Here is a 19492-nt window from a genome sequence, read left to right as displayed (position 1 = left end):
GGAGGGCAATAATCAGAATATGGCAGCAACCGAAATTCCAAAGTTCAGTTCATTCATACGGGTACGCTTGCTGAAAACATCCTCTATATAGAAAGCATCATCATCACCCTCTGCCGAAGAAGGAACTAACCGAATGCGATTAAACAGATGATAAGTATAGTTGGGAGCGCTGTGTGTATAGTCCACATAAGCCCGGATAGAAGAATTACGCTTGAAAGCATAAGTAACACTGAGCCCCGTTCCAATGTTTATCGCATGACTATGATCAATATGCAGAAATTCGGTATCCTTGACACCTAATGTCAGTTCATCATAAAGTTCCTGATCTATTTCTCCCTTTTTGAGAGCCTCTTGTATGGGGGCAAGAAATTCCGGTTTCAAATTAGAATAACTGTTCAGATCAAAATCTGTGGTAAGACGGTCTCCTATCATCAGTTTGCCGCCTATCCGCCAACGTTTTCCCAACGGAAAGGAAATATAGGGGCCGGCATCTATGCCCAATATTCCCAAACTGGCGGACTCAATGCCCATCAACTGATAAAGTCTGGCCTTTACCCCATCATAATCAAAAATATACGGTTGAAAATTCTTGTTATATTCGGCAGTAATAGGGCAAGCCGTGGCCCGCAAACGTCCGCCCAGTCCAAAATAGCGGTTGAAAAAATAGGCGCCTTCAACAGATACAGATGTGGTAGTGCCCATTTTAAGTTTTAAATCCAAAGGAGTGGCATTGAGCGCAGGGGGCAAAGGTTGTGCACCGTCCGTCTCATCATAATCGTCATAAATGGCAGGGCAAGACAGATCATGGCTTGTACCCACACTCATACCGATGGATACGAAAGAAGGATTACCGGAAATGTCAGGCGTGCCAGTATTTATATAACGGCCGTTGACACCTTTGTCCTTGAACAATACATCACCGATAAAATATCCCAAATCCACCGAAGTGATGCCGATGCCCGCACCAAACACTACATCATTTATCCAATGTCGGTTGTTGAGTATGCGGAAAAGTCCCGTAGTGGCGGCCACCGTATAAGCGCCGATGCTGTACCAGGGACTTTTTGCTCCCAACTCCTTATGCATGATGGTGGCACACATAAAAGTAGTGGCCGTATGTCCTGAAGGAAAAGAATTACGCGTAGAGTTGTCGGGACGCATTTCCTTGACAGTATATTTAATGCTGTTCACCATAGCAGCCATGATGGCAGCACTGAATGCGCTACTGGTGCTCAGACGGGCCCAACTGCTTCGTGTCTTCACACCGAAAGCCTTCAACAACGCCGTGGCGGCAAGTGGAGAGTATTGGCTATAATCATCGAGCAAAGAATTGAACTTGGGCACAAATGAGTTGCGCATGGCACGGTAGTCCCTTTGCTGCTGCCAGATAAGCAATCCTGTGGCAAAAAGTGGAATACCTACATAAGAAAACTCTTTTTTCCAGGCATCCCTGCTACCGAGATAACGGTAACCGGACGACAAAGTATCTGTCGGACAAAGGGCGGAAGAAGCTTTGAAACCCGCCCCTTCCTGTGAAACGACTTTACCGGAACAAAGAAAAGATGACACCAATAATACAATAATAGTTTTCAATTCGTGATGTAATATCATATTTTTTCATTAATAATATTTCCTTTCTGACACTATATGACAGATCTACATGTGTGTAAAGACAGGGAACTGACTAAAAATCCCTATCAACCATTCTTGAAAAATACATGTTTTAACACAACGAACGAAATTTATAAAATTTAAAAAATCCGTTCTAAATAAAAAGATTTACATTGGCCTTATCTGCACGCTCCATATAAGTTGCCACACCGCCTATGGTGACCCCATCCAATAATTCTTCACGCTGAATGCCCATCATATCCATAGACATCTGGCAAGCTATGAATTCTACTCCTTGAGCCAAAGCTTGCGAACGCAAGGATTCCAATGAGTCTATGCCTTTACGCTTCATCAGAAAACGCATCAGACGGCTTCCAATACCAAACATGTGCATTTGGGACATCTTCAGTCGCAACGAACTGGATGGCAACATCATACCGAACATTTTTCCAAAAAAGTCTTTCCGCACATCGGGCTTATGCACTTTCTTCAAAACATTCAGTCCCCAGAAGGTGAAGAAGACGGATACTTTTTGTCCGGTAGCAGCCGCCCCGTTTGCCAAAACAAAGGTAGCCAAAGCTTTATCCAGATCATCGCTGAACAGAATCAAGGTCTTGCCTCTCCCGCCTCCGAAATGAGATCCGGAAGGACAAGCACAAGAAGGATCACCCTTCTCTATGACAACCGTATAACGCCCCTTATCCTCGTGCTTCTCAACCAGCTTATTGCCCGTAGTATCGCACCATGCAGAAGCATCACGGGCAAAGCCGGCATCAGTAGCGACAATCTCTACACGCTCACCGGCAGCAATGCTATCTACTGCCTTCTTTACTTGCATAATGGGACCGGGACACTGTAAACCACACGCATTGATTTTCAAAGTCTCTTTTTTCGATGCAGAAGCAAGAGGTGCATCCGTTTCCGTGGAAACAGAGATCGTAGCAGCGGAAGAAGCCACAGCCAAAGGGCTCGGTACAGGAGCTATACTCGTGGAATAAGTCTTATATCCGCCTATCAAATTACGAACATTATGACAACCGCATCCTATCAAAATACGTTGTGCCAAATAGCCCCGCAAGCCTACAGCACAGAAAAGCACAACAGGCTTATCCCCGGGAATCTCAGAAAGATGTTCCCGCATTTCATCCAACGGTATATTGACTGCTCCCGGAATAGTGCCGAAGGCATATTCCTCAGAAGTACGGGTATCTATCAACATCACTTGGTCCTTCTGTTCCACCAGTTCACGCCAGGAAATGGCAGGCATGGCTCCACTGATTATGTTGGAAGCCACATATCCCCCAATGGCAACCGGATCTTTGGCAGAAGAGAAAGGAGGTGCGTATGCATGTTCCGTTTCCATCAGGTCATATATCGTTCCTCCGTGTTTGATGAGCTGTGAAATCTGATCAATGCGCTTATCCACACCGTCGTAACCTACACACTGTGCACCGTAAAGCTTACCGGTTTTGGGATGGAAAGTAAGCTTCAACGTCAGAGGAAACGCATCCGGATAATAACCGGCATGGGATACAGAATGGGTCACCGAACTCTGATATTCCATGCCCCACTGCTTCAAACGTTTGGCGGCAAGTCCGGTAGATGCCACCGTCATATCAAAAACTTTGGCAATGGAAGTGCCGATGGCCCCTTCGTATGAAACTGTGTTGCCAAATACCATATTGTCTGCAACAATACGTCCTTGGCGATTGGCAGGATTTGCCAGATAATTAAGCCAAGGTTTGCCGGTTAACGGATGGGGATATTCAATGGCATCACCTACCGCATAAATATCTTTCACGGAAGTTTCCAGATGTTCGTCCACCCAGATTCCGCCTGTTTCTCCCAATTGCAAACCCGCTTCCTTTGCCAAAGATGTTGCCGGCCGTACACCGATGGAAAGCAGTACCATATCGGCAGGAATCTCCTTGCCGCTTTTCAAGAAAACATCAATTCCCCGGTCAGTACGCCGGAAATGAGTAACGCTTTCCTCAAGATACAGAGATGCGCCTTTTTGTATCAAGTGCTGATGAATGTAGGCGGCCATTGAGAAATCTATGGGAGCCATTACCTGATTCCCCATCTCGACAATAGAAACCGCCACACCGGCATGGTGTAAGTTCTCTGCCATTTCCAAGCCGATGAACCCCGCCCCGACAACAACGGCACGCTTCACATGATGGTCTGTGATATAGGCCTTGATACGATCGGTATCTTCCACATTGCGCAGGGTAAAGATGCCTTCGGAATCGATCCCTTCCAACGGTGGTTTTACGGGATTGGCTCCCGGAGACAGCAGCAGCTTGTCATAGCTTTCTGTATATTGTTCTCCGTCGGCACGGCGGACAGTGACAACCTTAGTTTGGGGATGAATGGCAAGCACTTCGTTTCGTACACGGACATCAATACGGAAACGCATTCCAAATGATTCAGGTGTCTGCACCAGCAATTTTTCACGCTCGGTTATAATATCACCTATATAATAGGGTAAACCACAATTAGCGTACGAAATGTAGGCCCCTTTCTCCAATAAAAGGATTTCGGCCTTTTCGTCCACTCTTCTCAATCGGGCGGCAGCCGTTGCTCCACCTGCCACACCGCCAATGATGACATATTTCATAATTCTTTGCTTTATGTTTGACAATGCAAAGAAAACAACATTTTCTCAAAACAAATAATTTCCAAAGGAAAATAATGTTAACTGACTTGTTTTTAAATAGTAATACAAAAAAAGCACGTATTTGCACCGATTCAAAGAGAAATCCGGAACAAATACGTGTCAGCTATAATATAAGAAAGGAATGTCTTACCAGCCAAGTTTTGAAAGTCCCGCAGCCTCATACCATTCTGTGGAACGATAGGCAGCGGCAGCAGCCGATTGGGAAGCGGTAGGAATGTAATGAGAAACACCGTTAGTTCCCTCCATGGAGAACATTCCGGCATAAGCAGAATAATTTTGGGTAGTCGTTTTCCAATAAGGCACGGCCGCATCATACTTTTGCTTCCACGCGGCAAAAGCAATATCGTCTGTCAGCAATTTCCTCATCATCTGCACCATATCGTAATAACCTATATGGCCTTGGGAAACCGAACGTTTATCATAATCGAATACAGTGGAGCGCAATTCTTCATTATCCACAGCACCACCGTCAGGCAAGACCTGCCTTGTAATGTTCGCCAAAGACTCCAATTCGGAACTCTTCAATACACAGACAGAAACACCACCTGTCCAATTGGAATTGGTTATTCCTTTTCCGTCATTATAGATTTCCTCATAAGGATCATAATATGCCGCAGCAGCCTCCATCGCCACATTCCCTCCATCCGTAAATATTGCCGGCACAAGGATATCGTAACGGGCGCCGGGACCGGGTATTTCTGTAGGAGAACCGATATAATAATCTGTAAACGGACGCAAGGCGTATGCCACCTCAATGGATTGCATAAAGCAAGCGTCAAACAGGATAAAATCAAAGTGGGGAGCAGTAGCGTCCAAGATGGAAACCAGATCTGAAATATTCATATAATGAGTACCGTTGCCTGTATCCTGCCCCACCCATCTTGTCGTGGGAAGCGGATTAGGTATCCAGCCATCGCCATGTGACCAGTAAATCAAGCCATAGCTTTTCGCCTTATATTCTTCATTGGCAAAAACCTCATCAAAGACTTCCTTTGTTTCGGTCGCACCCACCGAATTACGACTTTTATCATAAGTCTTTATTGTGCTTTCTACCACTTCTCCATTTCTATTCTGCAATTCAATGAGACGCGGCGAGGAGCCTGTATCTATATAAACCAGCAAATGCACATTCGTGGCATTCACTTCTGCCATGCCGGCTTTCATCTCTTTCAAATCAGCCAATGCGAAATTAGACAAAGAATTATCCGCAGCAAGATAAATCAGAACTGTACGCCCTCCTTCAACGGGTGTGACCGGGGTCGGATCATCCTTACAGCATGCCGCCAGCAGAAAAGAGGCGCATACGCACAAAAAGAAAAAAAAGTTGGACTTCATAACCACATCATTCCTGAGGCTTCTTAAAAGTAAAAGCCGAAGATTCAACTGCCTGCAAAAGCAAACCACCATTCTTCTTATATCTGTTTTTCAGTTTCAAAGCCTCCTTCTCCAACTTGCTTTTACTTTCTGAAAAATAAACCATACAAGTGTAATCCGGCTTCTTCACATCATATTCCAGATAATTTTTCAACTGATAGGTATATAACTCACGTTTGGGAAGGAAGCCGCCTTTATCCAGTTCAACACTGTCCAAAACCTGGATTTCGGTATAATATACTATCGAGTCATTGAAAGAAGCACCCATTCCAAATATATATACAGGCCTCTCCTTGCTTTTAAGGGTAAATGCAGAAAAGAGCATAAAAGCCAAAGTCATGGCGAAAAATATACGAACGTATTTCATTAAATTATGAATTATAAGTTAGAAATTACAAGTTATTGAAAAGCATTAATAAACAATCGGGGCAAAGATAAGAAAAAAACCGGCTATCCATGAAAAGACAGACCGGTTTTTAATTCCTTCCATTTGTCGGAAACTGATATTTCTTATTTATCCCAAATAAGATTTGAGCAATTTGCTACGATTACTTTGTCTTAATCTTCTGATTGCTTTTTCCTTAATCTGGCGCACACGTTCACGGGTAAGACCGAATTTGTCGCCGATTTCTTCCAATGTCATTTCCTGCTGTCCGATACCGAAAAACATCTGAATGATTTCTTTTTCGCGATCGGTTAACGTAGAAAGAGCTCTATCAATTTCCCTCGCAAGAGACTCGTTCACTAACGAGCGATCGGCCATAGGCGAATCATCATTGACCAGCACATCGAGCAGGCTGTTGTCTTCTCCCTCCACGAAAGGTGCGTCCACCGAGATGTGGCGTCCGGATACCTTCAGTGTATCAGAGATTTTGTCAACAGGGATTTCCAATTCATCGGCAAGTTCCTCAGGAGACGGGCGACGCTCGTTTTCCTGCTCGAACTTAGAGAAGGCCTTGCTGATTTTATTCAGCGAACCTACCTGATTCAACGGAAGACGAACAATACGCGACTGTTCTGCCAAAGCTTGCAAAATGGACTGACGTATCCACCATACTGCATAACTGATGAACTTGAAACCACGTGTTTCATCGAACTTCTCGGCAGCCTTAATCAGTCCTAAATTACCCTCATTAATCAAATCGGGCAAACTCAAACCTTGGTTCTGGTACTGTTTGGCTACAGATACAACGAAACGCAGATTGGCACGTGTCAGCTTTTCAAGCGCAATACGGTCACCCTTGCGGATGCGCTGAGCGAGCTCCACCTCTTCCTCGACAGTAATGAGGTCTTCGCGACCGATTTCCTGCAAATACTTGTCAAGAGAAGCGCTCTCTCTGTTAGTGATACTTTTTGTAATTTTTAGTTGTCTCATTCTTATAAAACAGATTTGGGTTGCAAAGTTACGACAATTTATTTTGCTACAATAATCTCACGCCAACTTTTTCACCTAATTTATATCTTACCCTCAATAACAAAAAGGATGCCGACAAGTATTTTGCCGACACCCTCTTTTTTAATTTTGTTTGCTTAATTTACAATCTTCTTACCTATTCGTTCTTGTTTTCATAATGCCGCAGATGTACGAGGCACATTTTATCCATTATTCCTGAGATAAATCCACTGCAAAATTGCCACGCTTGCCCGACGGGAAAATACCGGTAAGGAACAGCACTTGGTCAGGAGACTTGACGGCCGCCTTCATCACATTCTCAAGGTCGTCCACCGCCTTCATCTGTACACCGTTTGCTTTCAGGATAATGAAACCTTTACGGATGCCTGCGTCTGCCATCTTACCATCCGAAACTCCTGTCACTTCCAGACCATACCCCAGATTGAGTTGCTTCTTCAGGTCGGACGACACAGGCTTGAAAGCAGCTCCTAAAATATCCATACCTGCATCTTTCAGCACTTTCGTGTTGCCCTGTTCGTTCTTCAAGGTAATCTGAACGGTCTGCTCCTTCTTGTTGCGTACAATCTTTACATTAATCTTGTCACCCGGACGATATTGGGTCAGCGCCTCCTGCAAATCGGTAAACTTGGCTATCTTCTTGCTGTTGATGCCGACAATGACGTCATTCTCTTTCAGAACGCCTGCCGAAGATCCACCGTCAACGACTTCCGCAACAAGTACGCCTTCCTTCACGCCCAGTTCTTCAGATTTCTTCTTCATCTCTTTGGCAGCAGCTTCATCCATGCGCAGGTCGGTTCCCAAAGTTCCACCCTTGATGCCGAGCAAAGCACGCTGCACAGTGCCGTATTGTTTCAAGTCTGCAATCACCTTCTTCATGATAGAAGTAGGAATGGCAAAACCATAACCGCTATACGCACCGGTAGGAGAATAAAGCATCGCATTGATGCCCACCAGCTCACCTCTCGCATTGACCAATGCCCCACCGCTGTTACCCTGGTTGATGGCAGCGTCGGTCTGGATGAACGACTGTATGCTGGCAGCCTGTCCGTTTGGTGTTTCAGTACCGATGGCGCGTGCCTTTGCACTGACGATACCTGCCGTAACGGTAGAATTCAGATTGAACGGATTACCTACCGCCAGCACCCATTCACCCACTTTCAAGGCATCGGAATCGCCCACCGGAATAGTAGGGAAATCATCACCTTCAATCTTTATCAAAGCCAAATCTGTATTAGGGTCCGTGCCTATGATGCGTCCTCGCAGTTCGCGGTCATCATTCAGTTTTACGGTAATTTCATCTGCACCATCCACCACATGGTTATTGGTGACTATATACCCGTCTTTAGAGATTATTACGCCCGAACCGTATCCTCTGCGTTCGGGAGTCTGAACCTGACGTTTCTGAGTACCTCCGCGCTGACCGAAAAAGTCACCGAAAAAATCGGAGAAAGGATCTCTCACCTCAACTTCCTGAACTTTGGAAGCTTGGGTGGAACGTATATGCACTACAGCATGAACCGAATTCTCCGCTGCTTGCGTCAAATCCACAGGCTGAGCATCTACACCGCTATAAGAGGCAAGACGTGCATTTGAATTCTGCTCAAACAGTTCACTGAAAGCGGCGGGCCTTTCCGCACGCAACACCTTATAGGTGGTAAAACCTGCAACTCCTGAACTAAGGAGCACGATAGCTGCAACTCCAAGGATGTTTTTTGTTGTCTGTTTCATACTAATTTCTTTTATTTAAACTGTTAATATTCGTCCTTTGTTTAACATTACGACGTTAAAATAACGACAAAAATTGTTCAGTTATTCCGCTTGTCACTCTTTTTTGTTCTCTTTTAACAGTGAATATTTAGCACTTAACAGCGGTTAACGACAAAAGCTGACAAATTAGCATTTATGCAGACTTGCTGACAGTTAATAATTTAAGTATTCTATGTCCATATCATAGTCCCACTGCGTAAAATAGAGATTGCCTCCTTCCCACTCTACTTCGCCACGTTGAAAATCTACCGTTTCACTGCGCGGGTACTTCTTCTTGGGACTTAAAGGCATTCCATAGTCCGTATTCACAATCATGCGCCAAGAATCGATACCTCCCAAGAAGAAATTTTCTTCGTCGGCATTGCGTGCAAAGGTGGGGATGCCGAATGACTGGTCAACAGGAACCCACCCCACACCTTCAAAGTAAACTTCGGCCCAGTCATGCAGATTCCATGCCTGCGGGTGCATCATGAAGCCACTCTGGAAATGCGCCGGAATGCCACTGATACGACAGAGGGTAATAAACAGCAAACTGACCTGTCCGCAGTCGCCATGCCAATTATCCAGCACATACTCCGGTATGTTACAAATAGTGGAATACTCGCGCGCGGAAGCCCAGGGAAAGTTGTCGTTCACCCAACGAAAGATGCGTTTCGCCTTTAAATAAGGATTGATTTCTCCCGCCGTAAGATTGGCAGCAAGTTTACGCAAACGAGGAGAGAAGACGATGTGTTTCTCACGTTCGGCTGTATATTCCTTATAAAGAGCCGACGCTGTATCATAAGGCAGCACATCTTCGGCTTTCAGATTATGCCATTCGCCACAAGAGGTATATTCAAAGGTTTCGGAGAATACGGTAGGTGCACCCGCCACAGCACGTTTCTCCACATATAGTGTGCTGTGACAACTGTCTTCATGCGATAAATAATACTCGCGTTCACTGACAGAAATAAGCTTTATATCCTGCTGGCGGGGCAGATTCCGGTAGGGATAGGGCAACCAGCAACGAACCGTTTTTCCGGCAGGCACGGCATTGGTATCCACGGTAATAGTGTAGGTAACACGCATCCGCTTGGGCGTCACAATAGGCCGACCTTCTTTCTTGACCGCAGCCATAATTTCGGGCAGATTCTCCATATTCACTTTTTCGCTGCCACTCAGAGAGGTTCCTTCCTTGGCAACCTTTATGTCATGGCAGGCAGAATTCACACGGAACAGATTAGGCCCGGCATTGCGGAAATAGCGTTTCTTTCCATCCAGCATCATGCACTCCAATTCATGAGAGGCTTCCCAACGGCGCATTTGCTCATCTGTCACATCAGGAATGTATTTACGGATATAATCCTTTACTTGTGCTTCCGTCAGACAGAAATCTACGAGCAAACGCTGATGAAGGTCATCTTCCCAATTGTAAGATTCGGTATTTGCCGGCTTCGTATTGCAGGCAGAGGCTAATATGAACGAGGCAATGACATACAGTAGTTTTTTCATCTGTTTCCAGTTTTGAGGACATTATAGTTTTATGACTCCGATACCCGGCAAATCAGGCAATGTAACCTTGCCTGCCACCACTTCCATCCCTTTGAAACGGTCGTTGGCAATCAACAGGTTACCATCCAGATCAGCAAAATCAACGGCAGGCGAGAGCTGGGCGGCAGCGGAAACGGCACATGAAGTCTCCGTCATGCATCCCACCATTACCTTCATATCCAGCGCACGCGCTAAAGTGACCATTTTCCACGCTTCACGCATCCCGGTACATTTCATCAGTTTGATGTTGATGCCGGTGAAAGCTCCCCGCAAGCCGGCCACATCCTTGAGACGCTGTACAGATTCATCGGCAAATACAGGCAACGGACTTTGCTGGGTTACCCACGCAATATCATCCAGTTGCTCTTTAGGCATCGGCTGTTCTATCATGACAATGCCTTTCTCCTTCAGCCAATGAATCATGTCAAGAGCATGATACTTGTCTTTCCAGCCCTGATTGGCATCAATCGCAATCGGGAGATCCGTGACCGAACGGATGGTCTCGATCATTTCCTTATCATTGTCACGTCCCAGTTTCACCTTGAGGATATTGAATCGTTCGGCGCATTCCTTTGTTTTTGCACGTACCACATCGGCCGTATCAATACCGATGGTAAAAGTAGTGGACGGCGTCTTATCCTTATCCAGCCCCCATATTTTGTACCACGGAGCTTGCAGCAACTTCCCCACAAGGTCGTGCAGGGCAATGTCCACCGCCGCTTTGGCAGCGGCATCTCCGGCGGACAATCCATCTATGCAGGTCAGGATTTCTTCGAGGCAAAAAGGATCGGGAAACCGGCCTATCACATCACGGGCTTTCTTCAGGAAAGCCTGCACGCTGTCCATCGTACCCAATTCATGCTGCAAGTAAGGGGGCATGGAAGCCTCACCATAGCCGATGACTCCGTCATACTCTATCTCCACCTGCACATCGGGTGTGGTGGTACGTGAGTAAGCGGCCACTGTAAACACATGACGCAACTTCAATTCATAGGGAAAGAAACGCAGCTTCATTTTCGGGGTAATTCCGCTTTTATTGATGCTGAACAAAGCCGGGCTCCCGCCTTCCGCAAAAACACCGTTAAGGGCCATGCCCGAGCCCAACGCCGCAAAGGCGGCGGTCTTCAGAAAATCTCTTCGGTTTTGCATAATATTATATTGTTTTTTCAGACACACAGCTAAATTATCATTTATAATACGGGTTGACAGCCGTGGTATTAAGTAGTGTTTCCTTATTTATATAAGGCATCACGCGCGAAGCAAACAGCAGGCGGCCAAGATTATACTCATCGAACAGCTCGTCTGCCGGATCAAGGCTGCTGACATGCACGTCACCCTGCGAATGGATAAAACGCCTGTTACCGATATATATTCCGACATGCACCACCCGTTCTTTAAGCTCCGGCGTGGCTTTGCGACCGAAGAATATCAGATCGCCGGGACGCAGATTACTGAAGTCGGGCGCTATATCAATATGCCGGCCCGTATAAGCTTGCTGGGAGGCGTCACGCGGAATGATAATGTCGTGCATAAAAAGCACAGTACGTACAAAGCCACTGCAATCCACACCTTTGGAGGAAGTTCCCGCCCATAGATAAGGAATGCCCATCATGGTGTGGGCCGTGCGGATAATACTTGCCGCATCCTGTTTCAGACCGGAGCGCCACTTCTTTTCGGGCATCGCAATGGATTTGGAGATGTATCCCCGGCGTCCGTCGGGATAAGTCACTTTATAGAAAGCCCCTTTTGCGCCGTCCCACTTCAGCCGGTTGCCCGCCACAACGTCAGAAACGGGCTGCGAGGCCTGATCGGGCTGCGAATAGACAAAACCGTAATGAGAAGTCACCACAATCTTTTCGGCATTGTTCCAAGCAGCCAATTCCTCTCCGGTCACCGGATGAATGCCCACACGGTGCACCCATGCGATATAATCATCGGGTGTCTGGATGCGATACCAGCCATCGCGCTGCAATACGCGTATGGGCATTCCCATCAATCCCTGCGTCATCATTTCCGAAGAAAAATCCGGTTCTGCACGCAGATTGGCTACCGACACATTGATAATTCCATAGGTTTTACCTTCCAGCCGGTCAGCGTCGGGAAGCAATTGCAGGCAATCCATCACGTGGTAGCCTGCCTTTACCAATGCATGCAGCAATGCTGCCTTCGCCTCCGCCGAAGTGGTGACACCGCGCAGCATCACATTCTTGCCGGAGAAAGAATAATCCACATCAAACAAAGCCACGCGCCTGTCAGGTGCATACACGCGTTTCAGGCTGTCAGAAAGTTGTGCCACTTCCGGAGGAACGGTACGGTCACCGGTTTCCGAAGCAACGGCAAAAAATGGAATAAAGAGAAGAAAGGAAAGAAGAAGAAAGGCCGGCTTTTTCATTGGTCAAATTGATTTTGGGGGTTATTAATGATAGCAAAGCTACAAATTATTTCCAAAACAGATACATATTTTCAGGAATATCGTATCTTTGCCAACCATAAAGCAGTCGGTCGGTCTGCCGCTTGCGCCCCGTGCGTATAGAGGAAAGTCCGGGCAACGCAGAGCATCCCACTTCCTAACAGAAAGCTGTCCGTGAGGGTAGAGTAACGCAGAAGAAAACAACCGCCGCAGCCTTCGGGCCACGGTAAGGGTGAGAAGGTGGGGTAAGAGCCCACCAGACTTGTGGCGACACAAGGGCTGTGCGTCTTGGGAGTTGTAAGGTCATGTAAACCGGCGTTATGAGAGTTGCTCGCTCCAGCCGGAGGGTAGACCGCTAAAGCCGGTATGGTGACATACGGCTTAGATAAATGGCAGACACCTTGATAAAGGTACAGAACCCGGCTTACAGACCGACTGTTTTTTTATATTCTTTCATCCGTCATAAATTATGAACAAACGTATCGCTGCCCTCTGGAAATTCCTCACTTACGACATCTGGCGTATTACAGAAGACGAAGTTACCCGAACCACTTTTTCGGTTTATAATATCATCAAAACAATCTATCTCTGCATCAACAGGTTCACCAAAGACCGCATCGTCAACAAAGCTTCCGCATTGACATACAGCACTCTGTTGGCCATTGTGCCCATACTTGCCATATTATTCGCCATAGCACGCGGCTTCGGATTCGACAATTTGATGGAAAACCAGATCATCAGTGGTTTTGGCGGTCCGACAGAGACAACGGAAATGATGCTCCGGTTTGTGGATTCATATTTGTCACAGACCAAAAGCGGTGTGTTTATCGGTGTCGGTTTGGTGATGCTGCTCTGGTCGGTGCTCAACCTGATCAATAACATGGAGATAACCTTCAACCGCATCTGGCAGGTAAAGAAAGCGCGCAGCATGTACCGCAAAATCACGGATTACTTCTCCATGCTTCTGCTGATGCCCATCCTCATAGTTGTTTCCGGCGGCCTTTCCATCTTCATGAGCACAATGGTGAAGAACATAGAAGACTTTACCCTGCTCGCTCCCCTCGGCAAGTTTATGATACGGCTGATTCCGTTCGTACTCACGTGGTGCATGTTCACGGCGCTGTACGTCTTCATGCCGAACACGAAAGTCAAGTTCAGCCATGCCCTCATATCGGGCATTCTGGCAGGTACGGCACATCAGGCATTTCAGTTCCTTTACATCAGCGGGCAGGTATGGGTATCGCGCTATAATGCCATTTACGGCAGCTTTGCCGCCCTTCCCCTGTTCCTGTTGTGGCTCCAGATTTCATGGACCATCTGCCTTTTCGGAGCCGAACTGACGTATGCCGGGCAAAATATCAGGAATTTCAGCTTCGACAAGGATACCCGGAACATCAGCCGCCGTTACCGCGACTTCATATCCATCCTTATCATGTCTCTTGTCACCCGGCGTTTTGAGAACAACGAACCTCCTTACACGGCAGAGGAAATCTCCGATGAATGCCAGATACCCATACGCCTGACTCATAAAATTCTCTATGAACTGCAGGAAATCAATCTTCTTCACGAAGTGGCAACCGATGAAAAGAGCGAAGCCATAGCCTACCAGCCCTCCATGGACATCAATAAGCTGAACGTGGCCCTGTTGCTGGACAAGCTGGACACACACGGCTCCGAAGACTTCAAGATAGACAAGGACAATGAATTCAACGGCCAGTGGAAGGTATTGCTGGATGCACGGGAAGAATACTACAAGAATGCAGGCCAAGTATTGCTGAAAGACTTATAGACCACCGCGCTTCCATTTGTCTCTCCTTATCTGTATTGTATCATGCGGCTAATGTACTTGCCTATGATGTCGAACTCAAGATTGACCACGCTGCCTTTTCTCAGGGCATGAAAATTGGTATGCTCAAAAGTATAAGGAATGATGGCTACCTGAAAAGTGTCATCCGCAGGGTTGCACACGGTCAGACTGACGCCATTCACCGTAACAGAGCCTTTATCGACAGTGATATAACCGCGTTTCGCCATTTCCTTGTCAAAGGCATATCTGAAAGTGAAGTAATAGCTGCCTTCGGCATCCCTGATATCAACGCATTCCGCAGTCTGGTCCACATGTCCCTGCACGATATGTCCGTCAAGGCGCCCGTTCATCATCATACTGCGTTCCACGTTCACCTCATCCCCTACCGCCAGCAAGCCGAGGTTTGAGCGCTCCAAGGTCTCCTTCATGGCCGTAACTGTATAGGTATCGTCTTTCATGCCGACTACCGTCAGGCACACGCCGTTATGAGCTATACTCTGATCTATTTTCAATTCATTCACGAACGGGCATTTGAAAGTAAAATGCACATTTTCCTGGTCTTTGACCATCGCCACCAGTGTGGCACATTCTTCTACTATTCCGGAAAACATCTTGATATTCGATATTTACGACATTACTATTTTGCGCAAAGATATAAAAAGGTATCCATTATCCCATGCAGTTTGAAAAGAAATAGCCGGCCTATGGATTATCCGAGTTGGAATATGTGGAGGGCGTTGTGCCGAAAGCGTCCACAAAATGCTTGCGGAAGGTGGGTATATCATTATACCCCACCATCTCGGCCACTTCCTGCACTGCATATACTTTCTGTTTCAGCAATACGGCGGCCTTGCGCATGCGCACTCCTCTGATCAGCTCTATGATGGTGAAGTCTGTGCTCTGTTTCACCTTGCGGTAGAGGGTGGGTTGGCTCATGTTCAGCTCTGCGGCAAGTTTCTTCACGTTGAAGTCCGCTTCACACATATTATCCTCCACAATCTTCACCACCGAGGCGATGAAGGGATCTTCCATCTTCTTTTCCTCTTCAATCTCGGTCTCATCCGTTTCTTCCGATTCGGGTGTCATCAGGATATTGGCGTACATCCGCTTCAGAAGCACGCGGGCGTTAATCAGGTTGCGCACCTTTGCCTGTAGTATTCCCGGAGTGAAAGGTTTCAGCACATAGTCGTCGGCTCCCAGTTCCAGCCCGTGCAGAATATCGTCATCCTCCACCTTTGCCGTCAGCATAATAATAGGTATATGGCAGGTTGACAGCCCCTCCTTCAGTTCGCGGCAGCACTCAAAGCCGTCCTTTACAGGCATCATGACATCGCAGAGCACCAGGTCGGGCTGTCCTTCTACCGCCGTGTCTATACCCTCCTGTCCGTTGGTGGCAAACAGCAGATTATACTCTTTTCCGAAAATGACTTTCAGATACAGCCTAATGTCCTTATGGTCTTCCACGATAAGCAGCGTTTTCCGGTTCTCATCCTCCTGTGCGGTGGCAGTCCTTTGCGATTCTCCGGACACGCTTGCTTCCTCCGCAGGAGTCATTCCCTGAGAACTCCCGTCGTCAGGCAGCAGAGAAACATCCGCCGTATCCTCTTCCTCCGATTCCTGTTCAATGAATACGACATTGGGGTCTCCCTCCATCACTTCCCTGCCTACAGGGAGTTCCACAACGATTTCCGTGCCCTCGCCTTCGGCACTGTTCATGGAGATTGTGCCGTGATGAAGCTGTGCTATCTTCTCCATTGTATCATATCCCAGCTCAATATCCGTCAAGTCAAGCCATGACTGATCTTCCATCATCTTCGACTCGCTCCTTATCCGGTTCGTGCCATTGTCTGCAACGATGATTACACAATAGCATACGCCTTCACGTTCTCTTTCCTGCAACACAAGACGGATAACTCCGGACAGACGCACATGGTTGAAAGCATTGGAAAGAAGATTGTGCATCAAGAACCCTATCTGCTTGCTGTCACCCCATGTATCCAATCCCTTACTTATCTTTTTGTCGTACTTCAACTCTATTTGGTTGAGACGCATCAGCTCGCTGACTCCAAAAACCGTCCTGTCCATAAGCCTTTCCACCGAATATGGAGCCGCCTCCAACTTGTCACTCAAAGAACCTTGAGTATAAACCGCCAACAGTTGATTGCAAGAATTCAGCATACCCAGCGAATTGCGATATGCCACTTGCAGCTTGGAGAGGATTCCGGACGACAGGCCGGTTTCCCTCGACAACTCCTTCAAAGGTGCGATAATCAGCGAAAGAGGCGTGCGCAGTTCCTCCATAAAAGCCGTCAGCAATTGATTGCGCATTATATCCATTTTGTTTTTCTGTTCTTGTTCCATTCTTGTCAAATTTAATGTCTCTCTTAATTCAATCTCCCTGTTTCTGATCACTTCCCGTGCCCGTCCTTTCCGTTCAACGTAATAATATACAGCCAATATCAGGCCGAAAACCGCAAAGCAATAGCACAACTTGGCCCCGACGGAGTTCCACCAACTCGCTTTCACAACGACAGGAATCTCCAGCACCGCACCTTCCTCCGCATCAGGATAAAGCAGCTTCACCTGCAAAGTGTAGTCACCCGCAGACAGCCTCCTGAATGTGATTCCGTCTTCCAGCGAACGCGTCTTCCATTCCTCATCGGGCAGCAGGCGATAAGACAGTCTTCGCTGCATCCTGCTGTATTCCAGATCGGAAAAGTAGAAAGCCAGATCGTCTCCCTCCACTGCCTCAATGGAAGTCAATGACGATGGCAGCACTTCTCCGTTCATCCATGCCTCGGTAAGCAGCACCTTGTTGCCGCTCCGTTCCGCCTTTACCGTCAGTGGGTCAAAGAAAGTAAGTCCCAACGAATTGGCCCACAGCAGCCGCCCGTCATGAAGGCGGCACACCTCGTTCGACAGTCCGAACGAGGCATAATTATACAGCATCTTCTTATCATTCCTGATTGTCATCACTCCCGACTCCGTCCCTATCCAGGTATTCCCGTTCTCATCGTCTATCATGCAGTGCACATGACTGCTGCACAATCCGTTGAGCAGTGTGAACACTCCGTCCACCTTGCCCTTGTCACGTCCGTCAACCCGGAGTATTTTGTCGGAGTAAGACACCAATATCTGATTGTATCCGTTCACATATATCGAGTACACTTGAGAGACATCCAGTCCGGCGTCTTGCTCGTACGCACCCAGCAGGCTGATTTTCGTTTCCTGCATGTCCAGCCGCTTCAGTCCGGCATCGGTTCCCAGCCAGATGTTACCTTCCTTGTCTTCGGCTATCGAGCTTACTTTTTTAATCTTCCGCACGCCATACTCCAAAGGAAGTATCTTGCTTTTCCCCGTAGTCCTGTCGAGAAGCACAAAATGATTGGACGTGGCAATCCACATGCGGTTCCTCGAATCCAGGCAGAGCTGCTGCACAGGCTCCGAAAAGTCTGTCGTACCTTCGGGCTCCAGCTTGAAAGAAGTGACTTCCTCCGTGGACGGGGTGATACATATTATCCCGCCGTGCGAATCGCCCAGCCACAGATGTCCTGTCGCGTCTTTCTTCATCCGATAGCTCTCGCCATCCTTCAGGCCTTTGGTCCACGGACGGAACGATGTCCCCACCGAGAGTCCGGCAGTCGTGCTACGCCACAGCTCCCCTATGTCCGTCAACACCCAGACGTATCCTTTCACATCTTCTTCTATCCTCCGTATTTCAGTGCCGAATGTCTGGGTCAAAGTGCAAAAAGTATTCTCCATTCCATACATCCGGTACAAGCCCGTACCCGATGTACCTATCCATAATATTTTCTGATCGTCCTGCCACTTCAGGCTCATCACCCTGCTGCCTATTCCGGAAGAATAGGACGGCTCCACATAATTCACGCGGCAATCTGCATCCGTCAGTTCCTTGGAACCGAACTTCAACAGGAAAAGCCCCTTATAGGTAGCCACATAATAGCTTCTGTCACCCGCCGATACAATATCAACAACACGTGCGCCCTCCATCCGGCTTCTGTCCTCGCCGGTCTCCCGTATAGGCGCAAGCTTTTTCCGCTTCAAATCATATAGATCCACTCCGGAAGAAGAACAAATCCACAAATACCCTCCATGTCCGTAAAGCTCCGTTATTTCCGAATTTCCACTTTTTCCCGGAAAGTCCAAAGCATGTGTATCTGTACGGTAAACCGCAACCTTTGTCCGGTTGACGCATGCAAAGACAGATTGCTTGCCTATGCCCGAAACCATCGTCACTTCTCCTTCGAGCAACGGCTTTCCTGACAGACGGATGACGATGCCCTCCTCGTGCGACACCGTCCCCTTATACAATCCTCCGGACGTACCTACGTATATCTGCCCTTCATCGGGCATATAGAAAGAAAGGACTTCCATGCCGTTCAGTGTATTATCCCATGACACAGGCAGATACTTCTCCTCGTCCGGGTCAAAACAGGCTATGCCTCCATTCATCAGTTGGAGATACAACAAACTGTCGGGAGCCTGGGTGACAGACACCACAGCATTAGATACAGGAAAAGCCGCATTTCTGCATGAAATCAACGGAAAGCTCCGCACTCTGAAGCCATCGTACCTGCAAATGCCCAAATCGGTGGTAAACCACACATATCCTTTATTGCCATAGTGAATATCATAGATTGTACTGTTACGCAATCCGCCCTCCACCATCGTCGGAACCACATACCCATAAGACGGATACGAAGAAGCTGAAAGCGGAACAAACAGAAAGCAGACAATTAACAATAAACACTTTACTAAGTATTTCATTATAATTTTATTAATTTTAATCGTGTCTTCCTAATGAATTATAACAAATGTAGTATAAAATTACATAACCCAAAAATTATATAACATAAAAAATCCTTTATTTAACATTGA

At 47.2% G+C, this 19492-nt stretch carries 12 protein-coding genes and 1 other RNA gene; 2 read left to right on the top strand and 11 right to left on the bottom strand.

Annotation, left to right across the window (positions count from 1 at the left end; genetic code table 11):
• Positions 1–12: 12 nt before the first annotated feature.
• The 9 genes from BACHE_RS09620 to BACHE_RS09580 form a co-directional block, all read right to left on the bottom strand.
• Positions 13–1611 (bottom strand): phosphatase PAP2 family protein, encoded by a 1599-nt coding sequence (locus tag BACHE_RS09620; protein ID WP_013547504.1) that lies wholly within the window; start codon positions 1609–1611, stop codon positions 13–15.
• Between the two features lie 154 nt (positions 1612–1765).
• Positions 1766–4231 (bottom strand): FAD-dependent oxidoreductase, encoded by a 2466-nt coding sequence (locus tag BACHE_RS09615; RefSeq protein ID WP_013547503.1) that lies wholly within the window; start codon positions 4229–4231, stop codon positions 1766–1768.
• Between the two features lie 186 nt (positions 4232–4417).
• The gene (locus BACHE_RS09610) at positions 4418–5626 is read right to left on the bottom strand and encodes a clostripain-related cysteine peptidase (RefSeq protein WP_013547502.1); all 1209 of its coding nucleotides are present in this window, start codon (positions 5624–5626) and stop codon (positions 4418–4420) included.
• A gap of 7 nt (positions 5627–5633) precedes the next feature.
• On the bottom strand, positions 5634–6032 hold the full coding sequence (locus tag BACHE_RS09605) for a hypothetical protein (protein ID WP_013547501.1): 399 nt from the start codon (positions 6030–6032) through the stop codon (positions 5634–5636).
• Between the two features lie 147 nt (positions 6033–6179).
• Positions 6180–7040, bottom strand: coding sequence for a sigma-70 family RNA polymerase sigma factor (locus tag BACHE_RS09600; protein ID WP_007209697.1), 861 nt, complete (start codon positions 7038–7040; stop codon positions 6180–6182).
• A 228-nt stretch (positions 7041–7268) separates the two neighbouring features.
• Positions 7269–8807, bottom strand: coding sequence for a trypsin-like peptidase domain-containing protein (locus BACHE_RS09595; RefSeq protein WP_013547500.1), 1539 nt, complete (start codon positions 8805–8807; stop codon positions 7269–7271).
• Positions 8808–8999: 192 nt separating this feature from the next.
• A complete protein-coding gene (locus BACHE_RS09590; protein ID WP_013547499.1) occupies positions 9000–10337 on the bottom strand; it encodes a transglutaminase-like domain-containing protein in 1338 nt (445 codons plus the stop codon).
• A gap of 21 nt (positions 10338–10358) precedes the next feature.
• Positions 10359–11525 (bottom strand): dipeptide epimerase, encoded by a 1167-nt coding sequence (locus tag BACHE_RS09585; protein WP_013547498.1) that lies wholly within the window; start codon positions 11523–11525, stop codon positions 10359–10361.
• Between the two features lie 37 nt (positions 11526–11562).
• Positions 11563–12768, bottom strand: a complete 1206-nt coding sequence (locus tag BACHE_RS09580) for a C40 family peptidase (protein WP_013547497.1) — start codon at positions 12766–12768, stop codon at positions 11563–11565.
• A 102-nt stretch (positions 12769–12870) separates the two neighbouring features.
• Between BACHE_RS09580 and rnpB the strand changes: the two genes are divergently transcribed.
• Positions 12871–13229, top strand: an RNA gene (gene rnpB / locus BACHE_RS16750) — RNase P RNA component class A.
• 26 nt (positions 13230–13255) lie between these two features.
• Entirely contained in the window at positions 13256–14575 is a 1320-nt protein-coding gene (locus tag BACHE_RS09575; RefSeq protein WP_013547496.1) for a YihY/virulence factor BrkB family protein, read from the top strand.
• Positions 14576–14601: 26 nt separating this feature from the next.
• Here BACHE_RS09575 and BACHE_RS09570 read toward each other — a convergent pair whose 3' ends face one another.
• Together BACHE_RS09570 and BACHE_RS09565 are read right to left on the bottom strand one after the other, a co-directional pair.
• Positions 14602–15204: a riboflavin synthase gene (locus BACHE_RS09570; protein WP_013547495.1), complete on the bottom strand. Its 603-nt coding sequence runs from the start codon at positions 15202–15204 to the stop codon at positions 14602–14604.
• Positions 15205–15295: 91 nt separating this feature from the next.
• Positions 15296–19381, bottom strand: a complete 4086-nt coding sequence (locus tag BACHE_RS09565; RefSeq protein ID WP_013547494.1) for a hybrid sensor histidine kinase/response regulator transcription factor — start codon at positions 19379–19381, stop codon at positions 15296–15298.
• Positions 19382–19492: the final 111 nt, after the last annotated feature.

This window comes from Bacteroides helcogenes P 36-108, from assembly GCF_000186225.1.
GTDB lineage: Bacteria > Bacteroidota > Bacteroidia > Bacteroidales > Bacteroidaceae > Bacteroides > Bacteroides helcogenes.
Note: the sequence above shows the minus strand (reverse complement) of the source record. Positions and strands in the feature narration are given on the sequence as shown.